The sequence below is a fragment of the Verrucomicrobiia bacterium genome, assembly GCA_019634625.1.
Classification (GTDB): domain Bacteria; phylum Verrucomicrobiota; class Verrucomicrobiia; order Limisphaerales; family CAIMTB01; genus CAIMTB01.
Genome location: JAHCBA010000024.1, coordinates 23657 through 50460 on the forward strand (window position 1 = coordinate 23657; position 26804 = coordinate 50460).

At 67.2% G+C, this 26804-nt stretch carries 17 protein-coding genes; 7 read left to right on the forward strand and 10 right to left on the reverse strand.

Going from position 1 to position 26804, the window contains the following annotated elements; all coding sequences use genetic code 11:
• Window positions 1-5: 5 nt before the first annotated feature.
• Window positions 6-2654 carry a DUF3516 domain-containing protein gene (locus KF833_14680; GenBank protein ID MBX3746551.1) on the reverse strand — a complete coding sequence of 883 codons (2649 nt, stop codon included), beginning with the start codon at window positions 2652-2654 and terminating at the stop codon, window positions 6-8.
• Window positions 2655-3289: 635 nt separating this feature from the next.
• Here KF833_14680 and KF833_14685 point away from each other — a divergent pair.
• From KF833_14685 to KF833_14695, 3 genes are all read left to right on the forward strand, one after another.
• On the forward strand, window positions 3290-9016 hold the full coding sequence (locus KF833_14685; GenBank protein ID MBX3746552.1) for an Ig-like domain-containing protein: 5727 nt from the start codon (window positions 3290-3292) through the stop codon (window positions 9014-9016).
• 285 nt (window positions 9017-9301) lie between these two features.
• Window positions 9302-11332: a hypothetical protein gene (locus KF833_14690; protein MBX3746553.1), complete on the forward strand. Its 2031-nt coding sequence runs from the start codon at window positions 9302-9304 to the stop codon at window positions 11330-11332.
• A gap of 523 nt (window positions 11333-11855) precedes the next feature.
• A complete protein-coding gene (locus tag KF833_14695; GenBank protein ID MBX3746554.1) occupies window positions 11856-13013 on the forward strand; it encodes an iron-containing alcohol dehydrogenase in 1158 nt (385 codons plus the stop codon).
• 6 nt (window positions 13014-13019) lie between these two features.
• Here the strand turns inward: KF833_14695 and KF833_14700 are convergent, their stop codons facing one another.
• Window positions 13020-13820: a hypothetical protein gene (locus KF833_14700; GenBank protein MBX3746555.1), complete on the reverse strand. Its 801-nt coding sequence runs from the start codon at window positions 13818-13820 to the stop codon at window positions 13020-13022.
• Window positions 13821-13826: 6 nt separating this feature from the next.
• Window positions 13827-14180: a helix-turn-helix domain-containing protein gene (locus KF833_14705; GenBank protein ID MBX3746556.1), complete on the reverse strand. Its 354-nt coding sequence runs from the start codon at window positions 14178-14180 to the stop codon at window positions 13827-13829.
• A 178-nt stretch (window positions 14181-14358) separates the two neighbouring features.
• Between KF833_14705 and KF833_14710 the strand changes: the two genes are divergently transcribed.
• Window positions 14359-15321 (forward strand): FAD:protein FMN transferase, encoded by a 963-nt coding sequence (locus KF833_14710; GenBank protein ID MBX3746557.1) that lies wholly within the window; start codon window positions 14359-14361, stop codon window positions 15319-15321.
• A 51-nt stretch (window positions 15322-15372) separates the two neighbouring features.
• On the opposite strand, the gene KF833_14715 is transcribed toward KF833_14710, so the two are convergent.
• From KF833_14715 to KF833_14730, 4 genes are all read right to left on the reverse strand, one after another.
• The gene (locus tag KF833_14715) at window positions 15373-16695 is read right to left on the reverse strand and encodes a sulfate adenylyltransferase (GenBank protein ID MBX3746558.1); all 1323 of its coding nucleotides are present in this window, start codon (window positions 16693-16695) and stop codon (window positions 15373-15375) included.
• 113 nt (window positions 16696-16808) lie between these two features.
• On the reverse strand, window positions 16809-17711 hold the full coding sequence (gene cysD, locus KF833_14720) for a sulfate adenylyltransferase subunit CysD (GenBank protein MBX3746559.1): 903 nt from the start codon (window positions 17709-17711) through the stop codon (window positions 16809-16811).
• 15 nt (window positions 17712-17726) lie between these two features.
• Window positions 17727-18389, reverse strand: coding sequence for a phosphoadenosine phosphosulfate reductase family protein (locus tag KF833_14725; GenBank protein ID MBX3746560.1), 663 nt, complete (start codon window positions 18387-18389; stop codon window positions 17727-17729).
• A 21-nt stretch (window positions 18390-18410) separates the two neighbouring features.
• A complete protein-coding gene (locus KF833_14730; protein MBX3746561.1) occupies window positions 18411-20093 on the reverse strand; it encodes an NADPH-dependent assimilatory sulfite reductase hemoprotein subunit in 1683 nt (560 codons plus the stop codon).
• Window positions 20094-20259: 166 nt separating this feature from the next.
• Here KF833_14730 and nifS point away from each other — a divergent pair, with 166 nt between their 5' ends.
• Both nifS and KF833_14740 read left to right on the forward strand, forming a co-directional pair.
• Window positions 20260-21525 carry a cysteine desulfurase NifS gene (nifS, locus tag KF833_14735; protein MBX3746562.1) on the forward strand — a complete coding sequence of 422 codons (1266 nt, stop codon included), beginning with the start codon at window positions 20260-20262 and terminating at the stop codon, window positions 21523-21525.
• Between the two features lie 34 nt (window positions 21526-21559).
• Window positions 21560-22387, forward strand: coding sequence for a hypothetical protein (locus tag KF833_14740; protein ID MBX3746563.1), 828 nt, complete (start codon window positions 21560-21562; stop codon window positions 22385-22387).
• A gap of 137 nt (window positions 22388-22524) precedes the next feature.
• Here the strand turns inward: KF833_14740 and gltA are convergent, their stop codons facing one another.
• Both gltA and KF833_14750 read right to left on the reverse strand, forming a co-directional pair.
• Window positions 22525-23958, reverse strand: coding sequence for an NADPH-dependent glutamate synthase (gene gltA / locus KF833_14745; GenBank protein MBX3746564.1), 1434 nt, complete (start codon window positions 23956-23958; stop codon window positions 22525-22527).
• Window positions 23959-24016: 58 nt separating this feature from the next.
• Complete coding sequence (locus tag KF833_14750) at window positions 24017-24925, reverse strand: sulfide/dihydroorotate dehydrogenase-like FAD/NAD-binding protein (protein MBX3746565.1); 909 nt, start codon at window positions 24923-24925, stop codon at window positions 24017-24019.
• A gap of 542 nt (window positions 24926-25467) precedes the next feature.
• Between KF833_14750 and KF833_14755 the strand changes: the two genes are divergently transcribed.
• Window positions 25468-25890, forward strand: coding sequence for a hypothetical protein (locus KF833_14755; GenBank protein MBX3746566.1), 423 nt, complete (start codon window positions 25468-25470; stop codon window positions 25888-25890).
• Here the strand turns inward: KF833_14755 and argB are convergent.
• Window positions 25887-26762, reverse strand: a complete 876-nt coding sequence (gene argB, locus KF833_14760) for an acetylglutamate kinase (protein ID MBX3746567.1) — start codon at window positions 26760-26762, stop codon at window positions 25887-25889. The genes KF833_14755 and argB overlap by 4 nt on opposite strands.
• Window positions 26763-26804 lie beyond the last annotated feature (42 nt).

Here is a 26804-nt window from a genome sequence, read left to right on the forward strand (position 1 = left end):
CGGAATCAGGCGGTCGGTGAGGGCGGGTCAACTGGAGGAGGCTCCTCCGGGCGATGGGATGAAGGATCGAGCAGGGGGCGGAGGCGGAGGAAGCGGATGACGGGTTCGCGGGCGGCGCGGGAGGCGGGGAGATCCACGGTGAACTCCGCGGCCCAGTCGTTGTGGGCTTCGAGATCGACGAGGATCTGTTCGAGGTGCCAGGTGGCGCCGTCTTCGGAGCGGCGGAGGTAGGTGTGGCGGGCGTTGCGGGCTTCGGGGTCGAGGCGGGGTCCGTGGTGTTCGCTGCGGTAGGCGTCGAGCGCGGTGCGGAGCCGGGCGGGGTCCCAGGGTTCGGAATCGGCGTGGGCCGGGATCTGTTCGAGGGCGGCGGCGGGGTCGTCGTGATCGAGGGCGCGGAGGAAGGCGAAGATGCGGACGCGCAGGGCGGCGGTGAAGGTGCGGGGATCGCGGGTGATGTCGGCATCGGCCTCTTCGGCGCCGGGGGGACGCCGGTCGGTGCGGTCCCCGGCGGTGGGGCGATCGGGATTGCGCATGCGTTCCCACTCGTCGAGGAGGCTGGAATCGACCTCGCGGATCATGGTGCCGAGGTAGAGTTCCATTTCGCGGACGGGATCGGTCTTGGCGGCGTCGGGGACGGTCTGGGCGAGGACCTTGTAGGCGCTGTGGAGGTGGCGGAGGAGGAGGCCTTCGGAGCGCTGGAGATCGTAGAGTTTGATGTAGTCGGCGAAGGAACGGAACGTCTCGAACATTTCGCGGGCGATGGACTTGGGACGGATGTTCTCCTGGCCGACCCAGGGGTGACGGTCGGCGAAGGCGTTGAAGGTGGCGTAAACGAATTCGCGGAGGGGCTTGGGGTATTCGAGCTTCTCGAGTTCCTCCATGCGCTCGTCGTATTCCATGCCCTGCTGCTTCCACTCGGCGATCTTCTCGGCCTTCAGCTTGTCGAGCTGGCGGCGGAGGATGATTTCGGGGTTCTCGAGGATCGCCTCGACGAGGGTGAGGAGATCGAGGGCGTAGGAGGGGGAGGCGGGGTCGAGTTGGGGGAGGGTTTCGATGAGGTAGAGCGAGAGGGTCTGGTCCATCGAGAAGTCGTCCTGGAGATCGACGTGGACCCGGAGCGGGGTGTGGCGGCGGGGTGGGGAGGAAGGGGCGGGAGCGACGGAAGGGGCGGAGGGGGTGTCCGGGACGAACTCGACGATGCGGCGTTCGAGGAGGGAGCGGAAGAGCTGCCAGGCGCGGCGGCGGTGGGCTTTGCGGCGGTTGGGGGATTCGTGGCTGCTGCGGATGAGGTCGCGCATGGCGGCGCAACCGTCGGTGGGGCGGCTGAGGACATTGAGGAGCATGCCGTGGGAGACGGCGAAGCTGGAGGCGAGGCGTTCGGGGGGGGCGGCGATGAGGCGGTCGAAGGTCTTGCGGTCCCAGTTGACCCAGTTGCGTTCGGGGGGCTGGCGGCGCTGGAACTTCTTCCCGTCGCGTTTGGATTTCTCCTCGAGGCGGAGGTTCTCGACGGCGTGGGCGGGGGCCTGGGCGACCACCCAGCCGCGGTCATCGAAGCCCTTGCGGCCGGCGCGGCCGGAGATCTGGTGGAAGTCGCGGGCGCTGAGGATGCCGACCTTCTGGCCATCGAACTTGCAGAGGCGGGTGAAGAGGACGGTGCGGATGGGGATGTTGATGCCGACGCCGAGGGTGTCGGTGCCGCAGATGACCTTGAGGAGTCCCCGCTGGGCGAGTTGCTCGATCAGGACCCGGTACTTGGGGAGAAGCCCGGCGTGGTGAAGTCCGATGCCGTGACGGAGCCAGCGCTTGATTTCGGGTCCGTAGGGGCTGGCGAAGCGGAAGTCGTCGATGGCCCGGGCGATGGCCGCCTTCTCGTCGCGGGTGCAGACGTTGATGCTGGTGAAGTCCTGGGCGCTTTCGGCGGCTTCGGCCTGGGTGAAGTGGACGATATAGACCGGGGCGCGGCCTTCGCGGACCAGGGTGTCGAGGGTTTCGGCAAGGGGCGTCTCGGCGTAGGAGAACTCGAGCGGGACGGGGCGGTCGGTGGATTTCACCGGAACGGTGTCGCGTCCGTTGAGGAGGGTGAGTTGTTCCTCGAAGAAGGCGGTGTCGCCGAGGGTGGCGGACATGAGAAGGAAACGGGCCTGGGGGAGCGTGAGAAGGGGAACCTGCCAGGCAACGCCGCGATCGCGGTCGGCGTACCAGTGGAACTCGTCCATGACGACATCGTGGACGGTGGCGTCGGGACCTTCGCGGAGGGCGATGTTGGCGAGGACCTCGGCGGTGCAACAGAGGATGGGGGCGTCGCGGTTGACGGTGGCATCGCCGGTGCTGAGTCCGACGTTGTCGGGTCCGAACTCACGGCAGAGGGCCATCCATTTCTCGTTCACGAGGGCCTTGATCGGGCAGGTGTAGATCGAGCGACGTCCGCGGGCGAGGGCGTGGAAGTGGAGGGCGGCGGCAACGAGGGACTTGCCGGAGCCGGTGGGGGTGTTGAGGACGACGTTGCGGCCCTCGAAGAGTTCGAGGATGGCTTCCTCCTGGGCCGGGTAGAGCGTGAGGCGTCGGGCCTCGGCGTATTCGAGGAACCGGCCGAGCAGGACGTCGGGCCCGACGGGGCCGTCCTTGGGAAGGAGATCGTAGAGCGTGACGGACACGATGGGCCGAGGGTACGGGTCGGGCGGCCGGGAACGAAGGCGAATGGGGGATCACGAATGGGGAACGGGGAACGGGGAACGGGGAATCGTGGGGAGAGGTGCGAACGTCGCGCAGCCTCGCCTCGGAGGGCCGGGTTCCACGAGGCCGCAAGGGGGTGGTGCGATGGGGCGCATCTCCGTGTATTGCAACAGGCCTCGGCCTCGTGCTCGTGCTCGTGCTCGTGCTCGTGCTCGTGCTCGTGCTCGTGCTCGTGCTCGTGCTCGTGCTCGTGCTCGTAATCGTAATCGTAATCGTAATCGTAATCGTAATCGTAATCGTACTCGTACTCGTACCCGCCCTGCCTGATTCGCATGCGAAATGGGAGGTCCGAACAGGGTCGAAGCCATCGGATCCGCCATGAGGCGACGTTGAAACGGTGTGCCTGCGGGTTCGAGGACGCGTACGAGTACCGCCCTTCGGGCTGAGTACGAGTCCCGGGGAGGGGGAAAGGGCGTGGAGCAGTGGATTGCGGCCTCGCGGAGCTCGTCCCTCCGAAGGGTGAAGCGGGGTGGGTAAGGAGGACTGTTTTTCAAGAAAACATGTGGACATGGGAGCGCTGGTGCGCGTACGAAGGCAGCGCCTGCTCTCCCTCCCCGTGAACCTTCGATTCCTCCAGCGTGTTGGTGGTCTGATCGGGAGTTGGGCGTTTCTCCTGGCCTCCGCGAGCCTCCAGTCGCAGACCTTCCGGATCGTCGAGGCGCAACTGGACTCGGTGGATCGGCCGGCGGTGCGGGTCGAGGCGGTGTCGGGCAGCTATTACGTGCTGTTCCGGGGGGCGACGGCGACGACGGTGACCGAGCCGGTGGCGATCGCGATGGGGGTGCAGGGTGAGGTGACGCTGACCGACAGCGCGGCGTTGGGGCGGAGCGGGTCGCGGTTCTACCGGGTGCAGCGGTTTTCGGTGGACTCTCCGGGGGACGTGGACGGGGACGGCATCGATGACCTGTACGAATTGCAGTACCCGACATTCCTGAATCCGTTTGATCCCACCGATGCGGCCCGGGACCAGGACGGGGACGGGAGATCGAACCTGGAGGAGTACCTGGAGGGGACGGATCCCGATTCGGGAACTCCGGTGACGGGGGTGGCCTCGACGAGTCCGGCGGCCAATGCGAGCGACATTGCGGTCACGCGGGAGAGCATCGTGTACTTCACGGGGCCGCTGGGCGCCGACGCGGTGCTGGAACCGGCAAACTTTTACGCCGAGGCGGGCGGGCGCCGGTTGCTGACGCGGGTGGATCTGTCGAGTGACCGGCTGAAGGCGAGCCTGTTCTATCTGGAACCGTTGCCCGGCAACACCCGGGTTACGGTGACCCTGGTGGGAGACCATCTGCGGGATGCGCGCGGGGTGGCGTTGGATGCGAATGGCGACGGGCGACCGGGGGGGCGGCGGGTGTTCCGGTTCGACACCGTCAGTCTGACGCCGGTGGGGCAAACGGCGGTGATCGGGCGGGTGCTGGCCTCGGAGCCGGGCACGGATGCCCTGGGCCAGCCGATCAACCGGCCGCTGTCCGGGGTCACCATCACGGTGGACGGACGGGAGGAGACGTTGCGGGCGGTGACCGATGTGGACGGGAACTTCACGCTGAGGCCGGCGCCGTCGGGGACGTTTTTCGTCCACATTGACGGGCGGACTTCACCGGATTCGGACTGGCCGGACGGGGCTTATTACCCGTTTGTGGGCAAGTCGTTTACGGCGGCGGCCGGGCGGGATGACAACCTCGCCGGCGGGACCGGCGTGATTTACCTGCCGCGGGTGGTGCCGGGGACGTTGCAGGTGGTCAGCGCGACGGTGGACACGGTGGTCACGTTCCCGGACGAGGTGATTACCGGGAGTCCCGAGCTGGCGGGGGTGGCCATACAGGTGCCGGCGAATGCGTTGTTTGCGGATGATGGCACGCGCGGGGGCAGGGTTGGAATTGCGCCGGTGCCGGCGGACCGGTTGCCGAGCCCGCTGCCGCCGGGTCTCAATCTGCCGCTGGTCATCACGGTCCAGACCGACGGCGCGAGCAATTTCGACCGGCCGGTGCCCGTCCGGTTCCCGAACCTGCCCGATCCCGAGACGGGCGAGCGGCTGCCACCCGGCGCGTCGAGCGCGCTTTGGAGTTTCAACCACGACACGGGCGAATGGGAGATCGTGGGTCCCATGACGGTGACGGCGGACGGGCTGTTTGTGGAGACCGACCCCGGGGTGGGGCTGCTTCAGCCCGGCTGGCATGGAACGGCCCCCGGAAGCAGCGGTGGCTGTGACCAGTTGTTGGGGGGTGGCGGTGGCAATGGGGATGGCGATGGAGGAGGAGATGGGGGCGGAGACGGAGACGGGGGAGGTGGCGGAGACGGCGATGGAGGTGGCGACGGCGACGGCGACGGGGATGGAGACGGCGATGGGGACGGGGATGGGGATGGAGATGGAGATGGAGATGGAGATGGGGACGGCGATGGGCCATGCGAGGAGGGGTCGGTCTGCGACGATGGGGATCCGTGCACGACGGACGACCGTTGTGTCGGGGGCGAATGCCGGGGAACGCCGCCGGCCGGTCCCGGCTGCGGGGCGAACGGGTTGGGTCCGGTGGATCAGAGCGGGTGGACGCTGACCGAGAACGATGCCGACGCGGGGGGCAATTACACGTCCCACAGCGGGTTCACCATCGACGGAACGATCTGCCGGGACGCGGACAACAACTGGCGGTACCGGGTGACGCGGTTGCGTTGGAACGGGACCATCAACCTGTCGATGTCGGGGAGCACGGAGCCGAATCCGACGGTGGGAGGAAACATCACCCGGGCGAACCGGTGCAATGTCATCGATACGCTTGCGGCGTACCTGGGGGCGGGGCGGGGGGCATGGCACATGAAGGAGGCGAGCCGGGCGCATGAGGTGCATCACCGGGACGTGGACTGGCCGGGGTTGCTGGCGCCGTTGTGGACGGCGACCGAGGCGGCGCTGGAGGCGGAGTTCGTGCCCTGCATCCGGACGGAAGCGGAAGCGACGGCGACGCTGAACGCGCGGGCGCAGGCGTTGACGGCGCAATTGGAGACGCAGTTCACGGCGGCGGTGGTGGCGTACAACGTCGGGCACGATTCGGCGCGCACGGATGCGGCGTACCAGGCGGGACAGGCGGTGTTGAACGGGATGATCGACCAGATCAGGGCGTTCGCGACGGCGCAGGGCTGGCCGGCGTGCCCGGCGCCCTCGCCGCATCAAGTCGGTCCCGGCGGGCCGCGCCTCGGACTGCACGGGCACGGAGCCGGGATGCCGTTCGACCGGCTGACGGCGTCGGTGCCGCGCGAGCTGGTGGACATCGGGGAGACGGCGGCGATCACGACGCTGGGATTCCGTGACGGCGTGTCCACCGACGTGACGCGGCAGGCGTCGGGCACGCGTTATCGCTCCACCGATCCGGCGGTGGTGACCGTCTCGGTGGATGGGGTGGTGCATGGGGTGGGGCCGGGGACGGCGACGATTCTGGTGACGCATTCGCCGGGGATGGATCGCAAACCGCTGAGTGCGGCGGTGCGGATCGTGGTGCGGTCACCGCTGGACATGGACAACGACGGGATGCCCGATGCGTGGGAATTGCAGCACGGCCTCAATCCGGCGAACCCGGCCGATGCCTTCCTGGATCTCGATGGCGACGGATTGATCAACCGGCGCGAGTACGAGCTGGGGACGGATCCGAGGCGGCGCGACACGGATGGCGACGGGGTGAGCGATTTTGAGGAAACGCTGCGCGGGACGCCGCCGCTGGCGACGCGGCGGCCGCGACGGACGCCGTCGCTGGGGCTGCACTACTTCGTGTTGATGAATCTCGAGACGGGCCGGATCGAGCAGCGGGGCGTGACCGGACGAAACGGGGAGGGGCACGCCAACCTCATCATGGCTCCCAACACACGGTATCGTCAGTGGGTCTTGCGGGCCCGGGATCTGCATGTGGGCACGGCCGACTGGATTTCGGCGGGGAACGGGCGGCAGTTCCTGCTGCCGGGGGTGGTGCTCGGGCCGGACCGTTCGCCGGACACGGACGGGGACGGGTTGTCGGATCTGGCGGAGTTCATCATGGGGACGGACGACCGGAACCCGGACACGGATGGGGACGGGATTCCGGACGGGGAGGAAGTGCGCCGGGGCACCAATCCGAATGATGGCCGGCCGGTCAGCACGGGGATTGTGGCGAGCGCGGACACGCCGGGGAACGCGGTGGATGTGTGCGCGCTGGGAAGTCTGGCGGTCGTGGCGGATTCGGAGGCGGGAGTGGCGATTTTCGACGTGTCGGGCGGGTTGAATCCCACGCGGGTGGCGCAGATCGACACGCCTGGCAACGCCGGGTGCGTGGCCTGCACCGCACGGTACGTCGCGGTGGCCGACGGGCCGGGCGGGTTCATCGTGATCGACCTTCAGGGGGCCGACGGGCCGCGCCTCCTCCACCAGGTGAACCTGGGGGCGCCGGTCAATGCGGTGGCGGTGGCGGGGGGTGTCGGATTGGTCGGGCTGGCCAACGGACTGGTGGCCATGGTCGATCTCGCCTCGGGGCGGGTCATCGATTCAACCGTGCTGTCCAATTCGGCGAACATCCAGGATCTGGCGGTGTCCGGGACGACGCTCTTCGTGCTGGCGGTGGGGCAGTTGTATGCGGTGGCACTGGACGAGGGGGCGTTGACGGTGACGGGGAGTGTGGCGTCGCCGGGAGGCGTGGGGGCGGGGCGCCGGCGTCTTCGGCTGTTTGTGGCCGACGGGCGTGCCTACGCGACCTTCACGTCCGGGTACAACGTCTTCGATGTGAGTGACCGGACCAGCCTGCGGCGGGTGCTGGCCAACAACACGGCCCAGCAGGGTTGGAAGCAGATCGTTCCCAACGGTTCGGGCCTGGGCGTGGCGACGGTGTCGGCCAACAGCACCGACGACGGCGACCACCACGTCTCGCTTTACAACCTTGGGGAGGATGGTTTGGGAACGGCGTTCGTGGCCACCTTCCCGACGCCCGGGCTGGCCACCGCGTTGAGCCTGTACAATGGGATGGCGTATGTCGCCGACGGCCGGGCGGGGCTGCAGGTGATCAATTTCCTCGCCTTCGACCGCGCCGGGGTTCCGCCGTCCATCTCGCTGGCAGCCAGTTTCCCGCTCGATCCGCCGCGGGCGGAGGAGGGCAAGCTGGTGAATGTCATCGCCCGGGTCCGGGACGATGTCCAGGTGCGGAGCGTCGAGTTCCTGGTCGATGGGGTCCTGGTGGCGACCGACAACAACTACGGGTTCGATTTCTTCTTCACCACGCCAACGATCACCCCGACCCGGAACTCGTTCACCCTGCAGGCGAGGGCGATCGACACGGGTGGGAACCGGGCCGCGACGCCGGTGGTCACGGTGGAGCTGGTTCCGGACGCCACCCCGCCACGGGTGATCCGGCGCACGCCGGCCCCGGGCGCCTTCGCCAGCGAAGTGGCGGTGCTCTCGGCGGTGTTCAATGAGCCCGTCGTGCCTGCCACGGTGGGACGGGAGACCTTCACCCTGCGCTCGGCCGGTCCGGATGCGGCGCTCGGAACGGCGGACGACATCCTTGTGACGCAGGGGCGGGTGGAATACCGGGGTCCATTGCAGACCGCGTTGCTGACGCTGCCCGAGCCGCTGGCGCCGGGGTATTACGAGGCGCGGGTGCGCCCGCCCATCGCCGATCTGGCAGGCAACGCCCTGACGGCGGATGTGACCTGGACCTTCTGGGTTCTGAGCGAGGTGGACTCCGACGGCGATGGATTGCCGGACAACATCGAGGAGGCCCTTGGATACGACCCGACCCGCCGCGACACCAACGGGAACGGCATTCCGGACGGCCTTGAGGATCTCGATGGCGACGGCCTGGGGAACGCCTGGGAGCTGTTCTTCGGACTCGATCCGCGCCTGGCGGACACGAATGGCAACGGGATCAATGACGGGGACGAGGACATGGACAACGACGGGTTGAGCAACCGGGAGGAGTTTCGTCGCGGGACCAGTCCCATCAGTCCGGACAGTGACGGCGACGGGTGGGACGACAATGGCGAGGTTGCGAGCGGTTCCGATCCGCTGGACGCCAGTTCGACCCCCTTGCTGCGGGTTGTTTCGGCTCCGGTTTCGTTCCTGAACGCCCTGGCGGAAGGCCCCCCGGCGGGGGTGTCTGTTCGGGTGGTTTCCGCGCCCGCCAGTTACCTCAATGCCCTGGGCGACGGGGTGCCGGCGGGGACGGCGATGACCGTCGCGGCGCCGGTCGTGAGTTACCTCAACGCCGTGCCGGCACCCGTCACAGGACCTGTCACCGTCGTCTCTCCCGTGGTGAGTTATCACAACCCCTGACCGACCCGGACCATGTCCACGCAACGCACTTTTCAACCCGCCTTCGCCCGGCCCGTCCGGCGTTCTGGATTTCCTTTGCCGCCCCTCGCAACCTCCACCGACCGAGCCATGAGTCACCTGCGCCTCCTTTCCGCCCGCCACGCTGCGCCGCGGAACCCCCTGTGTGCCCAAGAACCGGCGAATCGCGAATCGCGAATCGCCAATCGGGGTGCGGGACGGTGCGGTCTGCCTCCGGAGGTGTCGCCGGGCGCGCCGTATCGAGGGGAGGACCCTCTGCGAGGGTCGGTGCGCCGCGGGTTGGCCTGGTTCGCCGGGGCGGTGCTGGTGCTGGGCCTGCCGGCTTGGGCGGCGGATCCGGATCTGCCGTTCTCGAGCGGCTCCACGGGGGCCGACGGGCCGCTCACCTTCCGGGAGATCGCGTTGGGCCGAAACGCGGCGGGCATGGCATACGATCCCGTGCGGCAGGAGGTGGTGCTGTTCGGCGGGCAGAGTTCCAATGTCGGCGTTGGGGATACATGGGTGTGGCGCGGCGGCAACTGGCTGCGGGTCCTTCCTGCCAGCAGTCCGGTCGATCGGTGGGGCCACGCGATGGTGTGGGATGAGGCGCGCGGCGAGGTGGTGCTGTTCGGCGGCACCCGCTCGACCGGCCGCCTGAACGACACCTGGACATGGAACGGCACGAACTGGGTTCAGAGGACCCCGGCGAGTTCACCCACCACCCGCGATGGTCACGCCATGGCCTACGACGCGGCACGGCAACGGGTGGTGCTGTTCGGAGGCAATGGCGGGGGCCAGGAGACCTGGCTGTGGGACGGCGTGAACTGGTCCCAGGCCAATCCTCCGACCCGTCCGCCGGGCACCGGTTCCAGTGCCATGGCGTATCATGCCGCCCGGCAGGAATGCGTGTTGTTCGGCAACTTCGGCCAGACGTGGGTGTGGGATGGGGCCAACTGGGCCCAGCGCAATTCGCTTAGAACGCCGCCGGCCCGGAACTTCCCGACGTTCATTGCCGATGGCACTTCGAACACGCTGCTTCTCTTCGGCGGCGGGAACCGGAGCGACACCTGGAGCTGGGATGGCACGGACTGGACCGAGCGTTCGCCAGCGACGAGCCCGGCCGGCCGGCAGAATCATGCCATGGTCTGGGATAATGCCCGGGGGCGCGGGGTCCTTTTTGGCGGAGCCATCCCGAGCGTGGACAACTTCTCCGCCGACACGTGGCTTTGGGACGGCAACAACTGGACGCTCTGGAGTTCCAAGGCGCAGGTCTTCGACATGTCGGCCAGACCGGACGGGATCTGGAACTTCACGACCATCCACGTCCCGGCCGGCGTGACCGTTCAATTCAATCGGAATGCGGGCAACACACCGGTCCGGTGGCTGGCGACGGGTGACGTCACCATCGACGGTACGATCGATGTGAGCGGGCAGACGGGTTTTAATGCCTTGCCGCCCGGAGTGGCGGCTTTGGGGGGGCCAGGCGGGTTCCATGGCGGACGGGGGGCGATCGCCTTCGATTCCTCCGCCTCCACGGTCGGGTCGCCGGGACAGGGTCCCGGCGGAGGTGCCCCGGGAACGGCGCAGCAGACGAATCCGGAGAATTTGCGGGACGGCCAGAACGGGAGTCACAACGGAACTTACGGCAACGCCTTCCTCCAGCCGCTCACCGGGGGGTCGGGCGGGGGCGGCGGCTCCTCGACCGCGGGATCGAACGGAGGAAATGGCGGAGGGGGCGGCGGGGCGATCCTCATCGCGTCGTCGCGCGACATTCAGCTTAACGGCCTGATCCGGGCCAACGGCGGCGACCGGGAATGGAGCGGTGCCAGTTTCGGCGGATTCGGTTCGGGCGGGTCCATTCTGCTGCGGGCCGATCGGGTGACCGGGGGCGGAACCCTGCAGGCCTTCGGCGGGCAGCAGAACAACCCGAACGGACGGATCCGGGTCGAGGGCTATGTCCGGTCCCTCACCGGCAGCCGTGTTCCAGTCGAAGTCGTTGGGCTGCCCGCAGCGAATGGCGAACTCAACCGGATTGGCACACTTGCCATCCAGAGCGTCCGCGGCGTCAACGTCGCCCAACCGCCTTCGGGGAACCTCCAGACCCCGGATGTTGTCTTTACCGACGCGGGGCCGGTGCAGGTGGTGGTGACCGGCACCGGGATTCCTGACGGTACGCCGGTCCGGTTGCGGATCACCTCCACGTCCAGCGTGATCGAGTCGGGACCTCAGGCGATGGCGGCGGGAACCGTGACATTCAACGTCACGGTACCGCGCGGCGTGGGCACATTGCAGGCTTCCGCGCAATTCAATGCGCCGTGAGTCCGTTCCTCCCTCCGAAGGGTGAAACGGGGTGGTGAAGTCGGAGGGACCGTTGGGTGTACACGCTTCAGCGTGAGCCTCCAAAATCCGCCCCGACACGCTAAAGCGTGCACACCCAACAGAGTTCGACCCAGCCTCTGCCCTCCGACGTCCCCGCCCTGCTGTCAGCGCATTTCAGACTCTTGCAGCAGGCCTCTTACCCGTACTCGTACTCGTAATCGTAATCGTAATCGTAATCGTAATCGTAATCGTAATCGTACCCGCCCAGTTCGCATACGGAACGGGAGGTCCGAACAGGGTCGAAGCCATCGGACCCGCCATGAGGCGACGCTGAAGGGGTGTGCCTGCGGGTTCGAGGACGAGGACGCGTACGAGTACCGCCCTTCGGGCTGAGTACGAGTTCCCGGGGAGGGGGAAAGGGCGTGGAGCAGTGGATTGCGGCCTCGCGGAGCTCGTCCCTCCGAAGGGTGAACAGGTGCCGGCTTGCGCGGACCGGGGCCGGCATGCGAGGACGGGGCGGAGCATGAATGCGACGACGTTTTCGTTTCCCACCCGGACCCTGTTCGGGGCGGGGACCATCGCCGGGCTGGCGGCGGAGTTGAAGGCGATGGGGGTGCGGCGGCCGTTGGTCGTCACCGATGCCGGGGTGGTGCGCACGGATGCGTTCCGGCAGGTGGAGGCGGCGCTGGGGGCGGAAGGGAGGGGCAGTCAATGGCACGTGTTCGACGGGGTGCATCCGAACCCCGTGGAGGACGACGTCCGGGTGGCGGCATCGAAGTTTCGGGACCGGGGATGCGACGGGGTGGTGGCGCTGGGGGGGGGGAGTCCGCTGGATGCGGGAAAGGCCGCACGACTGCTGGTGAAGCGGCCCGGGTGCGATCTGCGGCGGTTTTACGAGGTGCCCGAGGACTGGACAGGGCTGGCACCGCTGGTGGCGATTCCGACGACGGCCGGGACGGGGAGCGAGGTGGGGCGGAGTTCCGTGATCACGCTGGCGGCCACGGGACGGAAATCGGTGCTGTTTCATCCGGAGTTGCTGGCGCGCTTGGTGGTGCTGGATCCGGCGCTGACGACGGGGTTGCCGGCGGGACTGACGGCGGCGACGGGGGCGGATGCCTTGACGCACTGCATCGAGAGCTTCACCTGCCCGCAGTTCCATCCGATGTGCGACGGCATTGCGCTGGAGGGCATCCGGCTGATCGTCGAGGCGTTGCCGAGGGCTTACCGGGATGGTGCGGATGTGGATGCCCGGGGGCGGATGCTGGTGGCGGCCGCGATGGGGGCGGTGGCATTTCAGAAGGATCTCGGGGCGGTGCATTCGATGGCGCATCCGCTCTCGACGGTGTGCGGGATGCACCACGGACTCGCCAACGCCCTGTGCCTTGTGGCGGTGATGAACTTCAACGCGCGTCAACGCCCGGGGCTGTATCGGCGCGTGGGACTGGCGTGCGGGCTGGATCTGGTGCGGGTGAGCGACGGGGAGGCGGACTGCCAGACGGTGGGATTCCTGATGAAGTTCCTGGCGGACCTCGGACTGGCAAGCCGGTTGAGCCAGCACGGCGTGACACCGGAGCATATTGAGACCCTCGCAGACCAGGCGTGGGAGGATCCGTGTCATCGGACCAACGCGGTCCCGGTGACACGCGACGATCTCCGGTCATTGTATCTGGAGGTGCTGTAGGGGCGATCAGGGGGCGGGCACGCCGCCGAGGGCCTGGAGGTCGGATTCGACCCAGCGGGCGAGGACCTGGGCCCTCGATTCGAAGGCGTCACGGCCCAGGTAGGAAGGGGGACAGAGGGGAGACGGGAGGACGGGGTCGAGGGAGAGGGCCTGGCGCCAGACGAGGCGTTGGAACCGGAGCCACTTTCGGCGCTGCGCCGGCGGCACGTCCCGCGATGAGGCGAGGTCAAGTCCCTGCTCCGCAGCGCGAAGATACTGGCGATAGCGCGTGTCGATGGCGGTGAAATCCCACGCGGACCGGACCAGGTCGGCATCCTGATCGGGCGGGGCGGGGCGACCCTGGATGACCGTGCAGGCGTCCGGAGTGAGATGGAGGTCGCGAAGCGGGAGGGAGTGGGTGTCGAGCCGGTCGGGGGAGATCCACACGCTGTTTTGGAGGCAGCCGAGCCGGCCCTGGCGCAACCAGCGCCAGAGACGCATGCGGAGTCCGGGCTGGTACCCGGTGAGATCGAACAGGAGAAAGCGCCACTGTCCGTCCCAGGGACGACTCCAACGGGCTGCTGGGTCGAGACCTCCCAGGGCGGCGGCGCGGCCTTTCGGAGTGAGGGAAATGCGGGTGTCGCGGCCGGTGCGCCGGCATTCGGCGAGGCCGGCACGGCTGAGGGCGCGGAACTGGGGACGGAACCCGTGACGGGGATCCCATCGTTCCAGGATGGGCCGGAGCTGATGGGCCGTGGGATGCGGGATCCAGTCGAGGAGGGCGACGATCAATTCGGCGAGATCGAGGGCGGCGGAGTCCGCGTTCACTTGGGGTCACATCTCTGAATTTGACATTTGGGTCAAGCCTGACTCCACCGTGCCGGTGGCCAACCCGGGGTCACATCTCTGAATTTGACATTTGAGGCGGAACGCTGACGCGGGTCCAATTGTCAAATTCAGAGATGTGACCCCGGGGTTGGCCGGTTCTGAATCCGCGGAGCCGGCGGGCGGAATGGCTGGTTTTGCGGCGCCGGCAGCGACCGCCCCGGTCGATGCGCCCGCCGGACCGAGGTATCGGCCTACCGTCTCACGGTGAAGACCCAGCTCCCGTGCGATGCGCCGACGGGACCAGCCCCGCTCGGCAAGGGTTCGAATGGACTGCTGTTCGTTCACGGTGAGGATATTCAACCCGGGAACCAACGGCCAACGCCGCCGCCTCCGCGAGGAACTTCACCTCACCCGTGGCTGGTTTTGAACCGCCCACCACTGGCCGGTTTTGACCGCCCGCTGACACGGATGGCACAGCGGGTCTCTTGACCGGGTCTTTTGGCTTGGGGCTCCGGGGCAGCGGGGGGAGGGTGGCGGCGTGGCGATGCTTCGAATGGCCTGCGCGGCGATGGCGACGCGGTTCGAACTGGTGCTGCACGGTCCGGAGGAACGGCGGTTGCGGGCGCTGGGCGAGGAGGCGGTGGGGGAGATCGAACGGATCGAGGCGGCGTTGAGCTTGTACCGGCCGGACAGCCAGGTGTCGGCGGTCAATCGCCGTGCGGCCCGGCAGCCGGTGCGGGTGACCCCGGAGGTGTTTCAACTGATCGAGCATGCCTGCCTGCTGTCGCGGGTGACGGACGGGGCGTTCGATGTGACGGTGGCGCCGCTGGTCCGGGTGTGGGGCGGGATGGGAGAGCGGGGCCGGGTGCCGGAGGCGGACGAGATCGAGGCGGCGCGACGGTGTGTGGGCTGGGACGGGATCGATCTGGATCCGGACCGGCACACGATCGGGTTTCGCTGCGAAGGGATGATGCTGGACCTGGGTTCGATCGGGAAAGGGTATGCGCTGGACCGGGCGGCGGAAGGATTGCGGGACGGTGGCATCGAGGCGGCCCTGATCCATGGGGGCACCAGTACGGCGGTGGCGTGGGGTTCGCCGCCCGAGATCGGGGTGTGGCGGGTGGCGATCGATCCTCCGCAGGGGCCGGGGTGTCCGGGCGTTGAGAGGGCCGGGTCGGAGTCGGGCGCGAAACCCCTCGCGGTGGTGGACCTGCGGGACGAGACGCTGTCGGTATCGGCGGTGTGGGGAAAGGGCTTTGAAGCGGGCGGCCGTTACTACGGGCATGTCATCGATCCGCGGCTGGGGGAACCGGTGCAGGGCGCCTGGCTGGCGGCGGCGGTGCTGCCTTCGGCAACGGAATCGGACGCGCTTTCCACGGCGCTGCTGGTGCGGGGCGCGGGGATGCTGGACCGAATCGGAAGGGCGATGTCCGTGTTTCGCGGAATGGTGGTGGAAGCGGGGGGCGGGGTCAGATCCCTGAATCTGACCATGGAGGCGTGAAACCGGTCCCAAGCATGCAATTGTCAAATTCAGAGATGTGACCCCGTGGGGTCAGATGGCGAAGTCGGTGTATTCGGGTTTCACGAGGGCGGAGGGGGGATGGAGCATGCCGGCGGCGACGGTCATGTTGGTGCCGGGTTCGATGAGGATGAAGGAGCCGGTGAGGCGGTTCTGGGGATAGCCGTCGTACACGAGGGGCCGGGCGGTGTGCAGGCGGATCTCGCCGATGTCGTTCATCGCCAGTTGCGGGGCGGCGGGGTCGGATTCGAAGGTGCGGATGTCGAGGCGGCTGTCGAGATGGGTGACGACGGCCTGGACGGTCTGGGTGGTCTGCTTGAGGAGGTACTTCCGGCCGGCCTGGAGGGGACGGGGGTGCATCCAGCAGACGCGGGCGCGGAGGTCGCTGTCCATGCCGGGGAGATTCTCGAGACCGACGATCATGTCGCCGCGGGAGATGTCGAGGTCGTCTTCGAGGACGAGGGTGATGGACTGGGGGCAGAAGGCTTCATCGAGGGAGCCGTCGTGGGTCCAGAGGTCACGGATCCGGGTTTTGAGGCCGGAGGGGAGGACGAGGACGGACTGGCCTTTGCGGACGATGCCGCCGGCGATCTGGCCGCTGAAGCCGCGAAAGTCGTGAAGGGCGGGGTCGCGGGGGTTGTTGGGGCGGTTGACCCACTGGACGGGGAAACGGAAGCCACTGAGGTTCCAGTCGCTGGCGATGTGGACGGTTTCGAGGTGGCCGAGGAGGGCGGGTCCCTGGTGCCAGGGGGTGTTGGCGGAGGGCGTGACGACGTTGTCCCCGTTGAGGGCGCTCATGGGGATGAACTTCACGTCGCGGAGGACATCGAGGCGGGGAAGGAAGCCCTCGAATTCGCTGCGGATGGCGAGGAAGCGTTCCTCGTTCCAGTCCACGAGGTCCATCTTGTTGACGGCGATGACGAGGTGGGGGATGCCGAGGAGGGCGGCGATGCAGGTGTGGCGGCGGCTTTGTTCGGTGACGCCGTGGCGGGCATCGACGAGGACGATGGAGAGGTTGGCCGAGGAGGCACCGGTGACCATGTTGCGGGTGTACTGCACATGGCCGGGGGTGTCGGCGACGATGAAGCGGCGGCGGGGGGTGGCGAAGTAGCGGTAGGCGACATCGATGGTGATGCCCTGTTCCCGTTCGGCGCGGAGTCCGTCGGTGAGATTGGCGAGGTTGATCTGACCGCCGCCGGTGATGTCGGCCGAGCGTTCAAGGGCCTCGATCTGGTCCTCCATGAGCGATTTCGAGTCGTAGAGGAGACGGCCGATGAGGGTGGACTTGCCGTCGTCCACCGAGCCGCAGGTGTTGAAGCGGAGGATGTCAACGGGATGGGAGAGTCGGGAGGACATGGAGGGGGCGGTTTTCCGGGGACGGGAGGCGGCGGATCGCAGGCGTGGTTTACGGGAGCGAACGGACCCTCGACGATTCACGAATTACGATTCGCCACGATTCATGGGGAGCATCAGAAGTAACCCTGCTTTTTGCGGTCCTCCATGGCGGCTTCGGAGGAGCGGTCGTCGGCGCGGGAACCGCGTTCGGTGACGCGGGCGGCGGCGATTTCGGCGAGGATATCCTCGACGGTGTTGGCGGGGCTTTCGACGAGGCCGGTGCTGATGATGTCGCCGATGGTGCGAACGCGGACGACGAGGTCGCGGACGTCCTCGCGGGGTTTGGGCGGGAGGAGATCGGTGACGGGGAGCCATTGGCCGCCGCGGCGGACGCAGGAGCGGCGATGGCTGAAGTAGATGGTGGGGACTTCGAGGCGTTCGCGGCGGATGTATTCCCAGACATCGAGTTCGGTCCAGTTGGAGAGGGGGAAGGCGCGCATGTGTTCGCCGGGATTGACGCGGCCGTTGTAGAGGTTCCAGAGCTCGGGGCGCTGGTTCTTGGGGTCCCACTGTCCGAAGCCGTCGCGGAAGCTGAAGAAGCGTTCCTTGGCGCGGGCCTTTTCCTCGTCGCGCCGGGCGCCGCCGATGCAGCAGTCGAAGCGGAACTCCTCGATGGCGGCGAGGAGGGTGGGGATCTGGAGGCGGTTGCGGCTGATTTCGCCGGGGACAGGGACGGCGATGCCGGAGGCGATGGCCTGTTCGACGGTACGGACGATGAGGCGGGCGCCGAGTTCGGCGGCGCGGTGGTCGCGGAAGGCGTTGAGTTCGGGGAAGTGATGTCCGGTGTCGATGTTGAGGAGGGGCAGCGGCAGGTCGGAGGGGCGGAAGGCCTTTTCCGCGAGGCGCAGGAGGCAGATGGAATCCTTGCCGCCGGAGAAGAGGAGGGCGGGCCGCTCGAACTCGGCGGCGACCTCGCGCATGACATGGATGGCCTCCGTTTCGAGATACTGGAGGTGGTCGAGGTGGTAGGAGGACATGAGTCGGGGTGGGTCCTAGACGGCGGCGGCGGCCTTGCCACCCCAGGCGGCGTGGAGGCCGCACTCGCGTTTTTCGTCGGCCTTGGCGGGGTCGAAGTAGTCCCACTCGTTGGGGAGATCGTGCTGGCGGAGGTAGTCTTCGAGCTGGGCGTCGGACCAGTGGAAGAGGGGGCTGACCTTGAGGGTGCCGAAGTTGGCGTCGTCGCTGACGATGTCGAGTCCGGCGCGGTTGGGGTTCTGCACCTTGCGGAGTGCGGTGATCCAGACTTTGGGGGCCAGTTCGCGCATGCCGCGCTGGAAGGGTTCGAGCTTCATCAGGGCGCTGAACTTCTTGAGGCCTTCCTCGTCGCCGGGGTCGGGGATGGGACCGTCGATGGCATCGCGATGGGCGGCGGTGAGGCGGGGCAGGTAGGGCCTGAGCTGGAGGCCGAGACGGGACCGGAGTTGTTCGGCGTGGCGATAGGTGGCGGGGCGGTTGTAGCCATGGTCCACCCAGAGGACGGGGAGGTCGGGTTGAACCTGGACACAGAGGTGGAGGAGGACCGCCTCGTAGGGACGGAAGTTGGTGGAGACAATGGCGTGACCGGGGGCATGGGCGATGGCCCAGCGGACGATTTCGAGGGCGGGTTTGCCGGCGAGATCGCGATTGAGGGCGGCGAGGTCGGGAGGGGCGGACATGGGGGAATCAGGATTGGGGAATCAGGATTGGGATTCGTTCCAGAGGACGCGGGCGACCCAGTCCCCGAAGCGTTCGCCGGACTGGCGTTCGCCGGCGTAGCGGGCGAGGAGCGGGCGGAGTTCGTCGATGAGTTCGGGGTCCTTGACGGTCTCCTTCCAGAGGCGGTTGAGGCGGGTGCTGGCCTGGTTGCCGCCGAGCCAGACCTGGTAGCGGCCGGGGGCCTTGCCGACGAAACCGATTTCGGCGGCGTAGGGGCGTGCGCAGCCGTTGGGGCAGCCGGTCATGCGGAGGGTGATTTCCTCGTTGGCGAGGCCGAGTTCGGCGCAGAGGGCTTCGATGCGGTCGAGAACGCCGGGCAGGTGGCGTTCGGATTCGGCGAGGGCGAGTCCGCAGGTGGGGAGCGCGGGGCAGGAGAGGGCGGCGGCCCGGATCGGGCTCGTCTGGGACTCGGTGCGAACACCGTGATCCCGGAGCAGGGCGTCCACCGCAGGACGATCGGCTTCGGTGACGTCGGCGAGGTAAACGTTCTGGTTGGCGGTGAGGCGGAACTCGATCGGGAACCGTTCCGCCACCTGGCGCAGGGCGGTTTTCAGGCGGACCGGGCCATGGTCCTGAATGCGACCGCTTGGCACCCACAGGCCGAGGAACCAGCGACCGTCGTGCTGACGGTGCCAGTCGAGGAGGTCGTCCTGACGGGTGAACTCGAAGGGGCGGGCGGGTTCGAGGCGGATGCCGGCGCGCTGCTCCACCTGGTCGCGGGCCCAATCGGCGCCGCGTTCCTCGAGGACGTATTTGAGCCGGGCGCGTTTGCGGTCGGAGCGATTGCCGAAATCGCGGTGAACCGTGAGGACGGCCTTGGCGACTTCGACGAGGTGTTCGCGGGGAAGGAAGCCGAGGACGTCGGCGAGGCGCGGGAAGGTCTGGGTGTTGCCGTGACTGCGCCCCATGCCGCCACCCACGGCGAGGTTGTAACCGAGGAGTTGACCGTCCTCGATCACCGCGATGAAGCCGAGGTCGTTGGTCAGGATGTCGATGTCGTTGTGCGGGGGGATGACGAAGGCGGTCTTGAACTTCCTCGGGAGGTAGGTGGGGCCGTAAAGGGGATCGACGAAGTCCTTTTGGGCGGGGTCTTCGAGGTTGAGCTGGGTGCCGTCGAGCCAGATGGCGTGATAGGCGTGGGTTTGGGGACGGAGGGCATCTGCGACGCGGACGCAATCGGCGAAGACCTCGGCGCGGGCGGGGCTGAAGGCGGGGGTGGGGGGGGCAAGGACGTTGCGGTTGACGTCACCGCAGGCGGCGAGGGTGGAGAGGAGGGAATCGTTGATGGCGCGCATGAGCGGGCCGAGGCCGGCCTTCACGACCCCGTGGAACTGGATGCTCTGGCGGGTGGTGATCCGCAGGGTGTTGTTGCCGTGGCGGGTGGCGAGGTCATCGAAGACGATCCATTGGGCGGGGGACATGACACCGCCCGGGATGCGACCGCGGATCATCATGATGAACTTCTTGCCGGTTTTGCGGAGGTCGCGGTCGTCCTGCTGATAGATCCCGTGGAACTTGAGGAACTGCTGGTCGTCCTCGGAGAAGCGGTCGGCGTTGGGATCGGCGAGGGTGGCGGCGATGGTTCCGGCGAGGGTTGGGACGGCCTCCTTGATCGCCTCGTTATGCGTGAGCTTCGGTTGGGCCCCGGGTGCGGCTGTATTCATGACTAAATCGGTCAACTTACTTGTGAAAAGAGATTGGCGGTCTTGGATCGAGGTGTCAATGCATGGAGCGGTGCGGCCACGGGATGCTTGCGCGTGGGGTGGGCTTCCCTATTCTGAACGGGACGAATTCGGTCCGGTTTTCGGAGTTCGGGTTCCTGAGCGCACCATGAGTCAGCCCGCTTTTTATTATTTCGACAACAACGCCACGACGCCGATCGCGTCCGAGGTCGCCGACGCGATGATCCCGTTCCTGCGGGACGGGTGGGCGAACCCATCGAGCGCCTACCGGATCGCGAGCGAAGTGCATCGGGCGGTGGAGGGGGCCCGGGCGAGTGTGGCGGCACTGGTTCATGCGGACCCGCGGGAGGTGATCTTCACCAGTTGCGGCACGGAGAGCAACAACGCGGCGATCCACAGTGCGCTGATGACGCAGCCGGGGAAGCGTCATGTGGTGACGACGGCGGTGGAGCATTCGGCGAACATCAACTACGGGGATTTTCTGAAGCGGCAGGGGTACGAAGTGACGTATCTGCCGGTGGAATCGGACGGGTCGCTGGATTTGCACCTGCTGGAGAAGACGATCCGGCCGGACACGGCGGTGGTGTCGGTGATGTGGGCGAACAACGAGACGGGGGTGATTTTTCCGATCGAGGAGGTGGCGGCGCTGTGTCGGAGCAAGGGGGTGTTGTGCCACACCGACGCGGTTCAGGTGCCGGGGAAGCTGCGGATCGATGTGAAGTCGCTGGGCGTGGACTTTCTGTCGTTGTCGGCGCACAAGCTTTATGCGCCGAAGGGGATCGGGATGCTCTATGTGAAGCGCCGGACGCGGTTTCAGCCGCTGGTGGTGGGGGGGCACCAGGAGCGTGGGCGGCGGGGTGGGACGGAGAACGTCCCGCACATCGTCGGGTTTGGGAAGGCGGCGGAACTGGCGCAGTCGCGGCTGTCCGAGGAGTACGCCCGGGTGAAAGGGCTGAGGGACCGGCTGGAGGAGACGATTCTGCGGACCATTCCGCACACGTTTGTGAACGGGGACCGGAAGAACCGGCTGCCGAACACGACGAACATCGCCTTTGAGTTTGTGGAGGCGGAGGCGGTGTTGATGCTGCTGGACCAGGTGGGAATCTGTGCCTCGAGCGGGTCGGCGTGCACGACCGGGTCGCTGGATCCGTCGCATGTGCTGATGGCGATGGGGTTGACCCCGATGCGGGCGCGGGGCTGTGTACGGTTCAGTCTGGGAGTGGGCAACACGGAGGCGGAGGTGGATTATCTGCTGGGGCACCTGGGGCCGATCATCCAGAAGCTGCGGGACATTTCGCCGCTGAATCCGGAGCACCCAGACAACGACCGGTACGACATCGAGGCCGCCCGGGCAAAGCACGAGCGGGAGTTGGCGGAGGCGGTGCAGAAGGAAGACCGGGTGGTGGCCGCCTAGCGTGTCGCGCGACGCCGATTTGGAACCGGGACGCGTGCCGCGACGTCGGCCGGGATGGGTGGGGGCGGCATCCGAGCCTTCGAGCGCGGCGGTCGTGGCGGGCACCTGGCCATGGGTGGCGGTCTTGGTGGCGATCCTGGTGTCGGCGGCCGTGACCTACGGCGTCCTGTCGCAGCGTTGGGCGGATCGGGTGCGACGGGAGCGGGCGCAGGCCGAGTCGGCATGGGAAACGACACGGGCCACACTCGAACTCGAGATCGACCGGTTGCGGGAGGCGGCATCCGTCAGCGCGGGGTCTGGAGCCGGAGGCGAGCCGGTGGACCCGGCGGACGCGGTGAGGCGGTTGACCGAGCTGCGCCCGGGTCCGGACGGCTGGACGGTGGCGACGTTGCGGCGGTTGATTACGGGACTGGCACGACTGGGGGAGGCGGGGCCGGCGGCGGTTCCCGCGATTCGCGAGTATCTGCGCGGGGGGAGCGACACGGTGTATCCCGAGGTGCGGCGTCCGACGGGGAATGGGGAGGGTTTGGGGGAAGGGGACGAAGTGGAGGCCTTGGAGTTCATTTCGCCGCCGACGTTGCGGATGGGGTTGTTTGATGTGTTGCGGGCGATCGGTGGGAACGCGGCGGAGCGATTGCTGGCGGAGACGTTGCGAACGGCGACGGACGGGCGGGAGGTGTCTTATCTGGCGCTGTTGCTGGATGAAATGGCGCCGGGGACCTACGGCGATCTGGCACGGGTGGCAGCCGCCGATTTGCTGGAGAATCCGGCGCCGACAGGTGGGATGGGGGGGGGCGACGAGATGGGGCGACGGTATCTGGAGTGGGTGTTGCGGCGTTGGGGCGGGCGGGATGGCAGGTGACGGAGCGGGGGGTGAAAGCGGCGTGCAGGCTGGGGAGCTGGTTGGCGATGTCGCTCCCGAATTCGATTTCAACCGGGGCAGGGTGAGGTGCCTGGAGACCGGGTCGTTGTGAGGCTGGCGAGGCTTCAGACAGGCTCTCAGGGGGTCTCCCCGGCGCGGAGGTAGGCATCGATTTCGCGGGCGGCCTGACGGCCGGCGCCCATGGCGAGGATCACGGTGGCGCCGCCGGTGACGACATCGCCGCCGGCGAAGACTCCCTTGCGGGTGGTGTGGAGGCTGCCGGGTTGGGTGACCAGGTAACCCTTGGCGGTGGTGGCGAGGTCCGGGGTGGTGGCCTGGACGAGCGGATTGCCGCGATTGCCGATGGCGATGATGGCGACCTGGATGGGCAGATCGAAGGAGGCCTCGGAGCTGGGCTCGGGACGGCGGCGTCCGGAGGCATCGGGTTCGCCGAGGCGCATTTCCTGGAGCCGGACCCCGGTCAGCCAGCCGGACTCGTTGCCGAGGAACTCGAGGGGTTGGGTCAGCATGCGGAAGCGGACGCCTTCGTCGCGGGCGTGGTGGACTTCTTCGGCCCGGGCGGGCATTTCGGTTTCGGAACGGCGATAGATGATGGTGGCGGTACGGGCGCCGAGGCGGAGGGCGGTCCGGACGGCATCCATGGCGGTATTGCCGCCACCGAAGACGGCGACATCGCGATCGCGGCAGTCGCAGATGGGGCTGTCGTAGGCGGGGAAATCGGCGGCCTTCATGAGGTTGACGCGGGTGAGGAACTCGTTGGCGGAGTACACACCGCAGAGGTGTTCGCCGGGGATGTTGAGGAAGAGGGGCAGACCCGCGCCGGTGGCGACGAAGAGGGCGTGGTAACCCTGTTCGCCGAGGAGTTCGTCCACGGTGACCGTGCGACCGACCACGACGTTGGTTTGGAACTCCACGCCCATGCGGCGGAGGTTTTCGACCTCGTCGCGGACGATGTCCTTGGGAAGCCGGAACTCAGGGATGCCGTAGAGGAGAACGCCGCCGATCTCGTGGAGGGCTTCGATGACGGTCACGCGGTGACCACGGAGGGCGAGGTCCCCGGCGCAGCTGAGTCCGGCGGGACCGCTCCCCACAATGGCCACGCGGCGGCCGGTATCGGGGGCGCGAGCCGGTAGGCCGACGCGGCCGGTCTGGCGTTCGTAGTCGGCGACGAAACGTTCGAGGTACCCGATGGCCAGCGATTCGCCGCGTTTGCCCAGGACACAGGCCCCTTCGCATTGGTGTTCCTGGGGGCAGACCCGGCCGGTGACGGCGGGGAGAACATTGTCTTCGCGGATCTTGGCGGCGGCGGCGAGGTAGTCGCCTTCGACAATGAGGTGGACGAAGTCGCGTACTTTCACGCCGACGGGGCAGGCGGTGAAGCAGTGCTGGTTGCGACAGGAGAGGCAACGGAGGGCCTCCTGTTTCGCGAGGGCGGCATCGAGGCCGAGATTGACTTCGGAGAAGCAGTGAGCGCGTTCCCCGGCCGGTCGCTCCGGCATGGGCTGACGGGGGATTTTGAGGCGTTCCTTGGAGGACAGGGGATTGGGCATGACCGGTCGGGGCAGGCTGGGTGTGGGAGCTCGAAGAAGCAGGATTCGGGGCGCGACGTCACGGGGCGGTCGCCGTCGTGACGGGGACATCGGCGGCCTGAAGCAGGCGGCAGGAGGCGGGATCGTGCGGGGCTGGGTCCGGGGGACTGGCTTGGAGGGTTGCGGCGGCGACGCGTTCCTGGTCGCGATACATGGCATTGCGTTGGCCGAGGATGCGGAAGTCCACCTGGTGGGCATCGAACTCCGGTCCGTCCACGCAGGCGAAGCGTGCCTGACCACCGACAATCACCCGGCAGCCGCCGCACATGCCCGTACCATCGACCATGATGGGATTGAGGCTGACAAGGGTGCGGATGCCGGCCGGCCGGGTGGTTTCGGCCACTGCACGCATCATCGGGATGGGGCCGATGGCAAGGACGAGGTCGATCGGGCGTCCGGCGTCGAGGAGGGATTGAAGGGGGTCGGTCACGCGCCCATGCAGTCCGTAGGATCCGTCATCGGTGGTGACGAACACCTCTTCGGCGAGTGCGCGAACTTCGTCTTCGAGAAGGACGTAGGGGCGGCTGCGTCCGCCCAGGATGGCGATCACGCGATTGCCGGCCTCACGAAGGGCGCGGGCGGTGGGCCAGGCGATGGCGATGCCGAGGCCGCCACCGATGACCACCACGGTGCCGTAACGTTCGATGGGAGAGGGTTTCCCAAGGGGACCGACGACATCGCAGAGAGCGTCGCCAGGTTCGAGTTGGTTGAGGAGCCGGGTGGTTTTGCCGACACCCTGAACGACCAGCGTGATGGTTCCTTCGTCCGGGTTGGAATCGGCGAGTGTGAGGGGAATGCGTTCGCCATGGTCATGGACGCGAACGATGGCGAACTGGCCGGCACGGCGTTTGCGGGCGACTAGGGGGGCGTGGATCCGGAGTAGTTTTACGTCCGGCGCCAGGAATCGGGCTTCGACGATCCGGTGCATGATTGGACTTGGGCTGCGGCTCGCCCCGGGACATGCGGGGATCACGAACCACTGTTTGTCGATGAGGTTGGCGCTGGCAGGCAATCTGTAAAGCCCTGTGGGGTGGCATTGATCCCGATCTCGATGGGGCCAGCTATTTTTCGAAGGAAGCGCGTTGTGCCTAGTCAATAACTAAAATCAAAAGTCAGGCGAGCTGTCTAGTTGAAGGTAGTAGTTAGAGTCAACTAACTCAGGGGGTCATTTTATCTTGTGCGCGGGTCAACAAAATAAGCCGGGCAGCATAAATCCACGTCCGTACAGATTCGAGCCCGTCCCACCAAGTCTCCACCGGGTCATGGATCAATGAATAAAAGTCGGTCTCAATATCTAAATTCGAGTCAACAATATACGTCAGGCCCATTATTTAATCTGGATCTGTGTATCTGCGGCCTGGGTAACTGGGACGGACTGGTTCTGCGGGCCTGTGCCGGCCGGGGGCCGCCACTTTGGGCTTTATCGCGGGAGGGGCGCAGCCCAAGTTCAGGCGTCAATCGTACACGACCATGAAGCAACGCATTGCACCGATTCTGTGGGGAGGTTTTGTCGCGCTGGGCCTGTTCATCACCGGCTGTGGGAAGGGGGGAGGCATTGATACGGCGGATCTCGACGCGGCCTTTGTGCGTGCGGAACCGGAAGTGAAGGCAACGGCGACGACGGCGGTGCAGGCGTTGAAGGCGGGGAAATTCCTGGACGGAGCGACCGCCCTGGCGAACCTGGCACGTTCTGCAGAATCGCTCAGCGAGGATCAGAAGAATGCGATGATCAACGTGGGGGCCATGATCCAGGTGGTTATGGCGGAGGATGGCGACAAAGCTGACCTGGCGGTGTACCAGGCGGTCGAGGACATGATGGCCGCACTGGATGGACGGGAGGCCTCGACGGTGGGGACGGATCCGGACCGGGTGCGTCCGCCGGAGGAGTTCTAGGACACCACTTCGGTGCCGACGCCTTCGTCGGTGAAGATTTCGAGCAGGACGGCATGGGGAATCCGGCCGTCCACGAAGGAGACCTTTTCGACTCCGGCCCGGATGGCGGCGACGGCGCTTTCGACCTTGGGGATCATGCCCTGATCGATGACGCCGGCGGTTCGGAGGTCAGCGACCTCGGCGGTTCGGAGGTGAGGGATCACCGATTCGGGGTTCCTGGGATCGCGAAGAAGGCCGGGAACATCTGACATGAAGACGAGGCGCCGGGCCTTGAGGGCGATGGCGGTCATGGCGGCGGCGACATCGGCGTTGCAGTTGTAGAGGTGGCCGTCGAAGCCGCGAGCGGTGGGGCTGATCACCGGGGTGACGCCTTCGGCGATGCAATCGAGCAGGGGACGGGTATTGACCTCGACGACTTCGCCGACAAAGCCGAGGTCGAGGGGTTCGCCGCCGGGTCCATCGATGGCCGCCTTGCGGCAGCGGTAGATGTCGGTGCCGGCAAAGCCGCAGGCGCGACCGCCGAGTTGATTGATGGTGGCGACGATCTCCGGGTTGATTTCGTGGGAGAGGATGCGATGGACGAGTTCGGCGGTGGTCGCGTCGGTGACGCGGCGACCCTGGACGAAGCGGGCCTGGAGGCCAGCACGTTCCATGGCGCGGGTGATGGCCTTGCCGCCGCCGTGGACGACGACCGGATCGATCTCGACCGCTTCGAGGAAGACGACATCGCGGGCGACGCCCTGACGGACCGCCGGGTCCGGGGAATCCATGAACGAGCCGCCGTACTTCACGACGAAGGTGGCGCCGCTGAAGCGCTGGATGTAGGGAAGGGCCTCCAGCAGTGTGTGAGCTTTGGCGATGAGATCTTGCATCCGGGGGTTGGACGTCGCCCGGACAGGTCTGGGCGGCGACGG

Bases quoted from the DNA above. Each gene is read 5' to 3' on its own strand.
- KF833_14695 (MBX3746554.1), top strand. From the start codon at position 11,856: ATGAATGCGACGACGTTTTCGTTTCCCACCCGGACCCTGTTCGGGGCG.
- KF833_14715 (MBX3746558.1), bottom strand. From the start codon at position 16,695: ATGTCCTCCCGACTCTCCCATCCCGTTGACATCCTCCGCTTCAACACC.
- cysD (MBX3746559.1), bottom strand. From the start codon at position 17,711: ATGTCCTCCTACCACCTCGACCACCTCCAGTATCTCGAAACGGAGGCC.
- KF833_14725 (MBX3746560.1), bottom strand. From the start codon at position 18,389: ATGTCCGCCCCTCCCGACCTCGCCGCCCTCAATCGCGATCTCGCCGGC.
- KF833_14730 (MBX3746561.1), bottom strand. From the start codon at position 20,093: ATGAATACAGCCGCACCCGGGGCCCAACCGAAGCTCACGCATAACGAG.
- nifS (MBX3746562.1), top strand. From the start codon at position 20,260: ATGAGTCAGCCCGCTTTTTATTATTTCGACAACAACGCCACGACGCCG.
- gltA (MBX3746564.1), bottom strand. From the start codon at position 23,958: ATGCCCAATCCCCTGTCCTCCAAGGAACGCCTCAAAATCCCCCGTCAG.
- KF833_14750 (MBX3746565.1), bottom strand. From the start codon at position 24,925: ATGCACCGGATCGTCGAAGCCCGATTCCTGGCGCCGGACGTAAAACTA.
- KF833_14755 (MBX3746566.1), top strand. From the start codon at position 25,468: ATGAAGCAACGCATTGCACCGATTCTGTGGGGAGGTTTTGTCGCGCTG.
- argB (MBX3746567.1), bottom strand. From the start codon at position 26,762: ATGCAAGATCTCATCGCCAAAGCTCACACACTGCTGGAGGCCCTTCCC.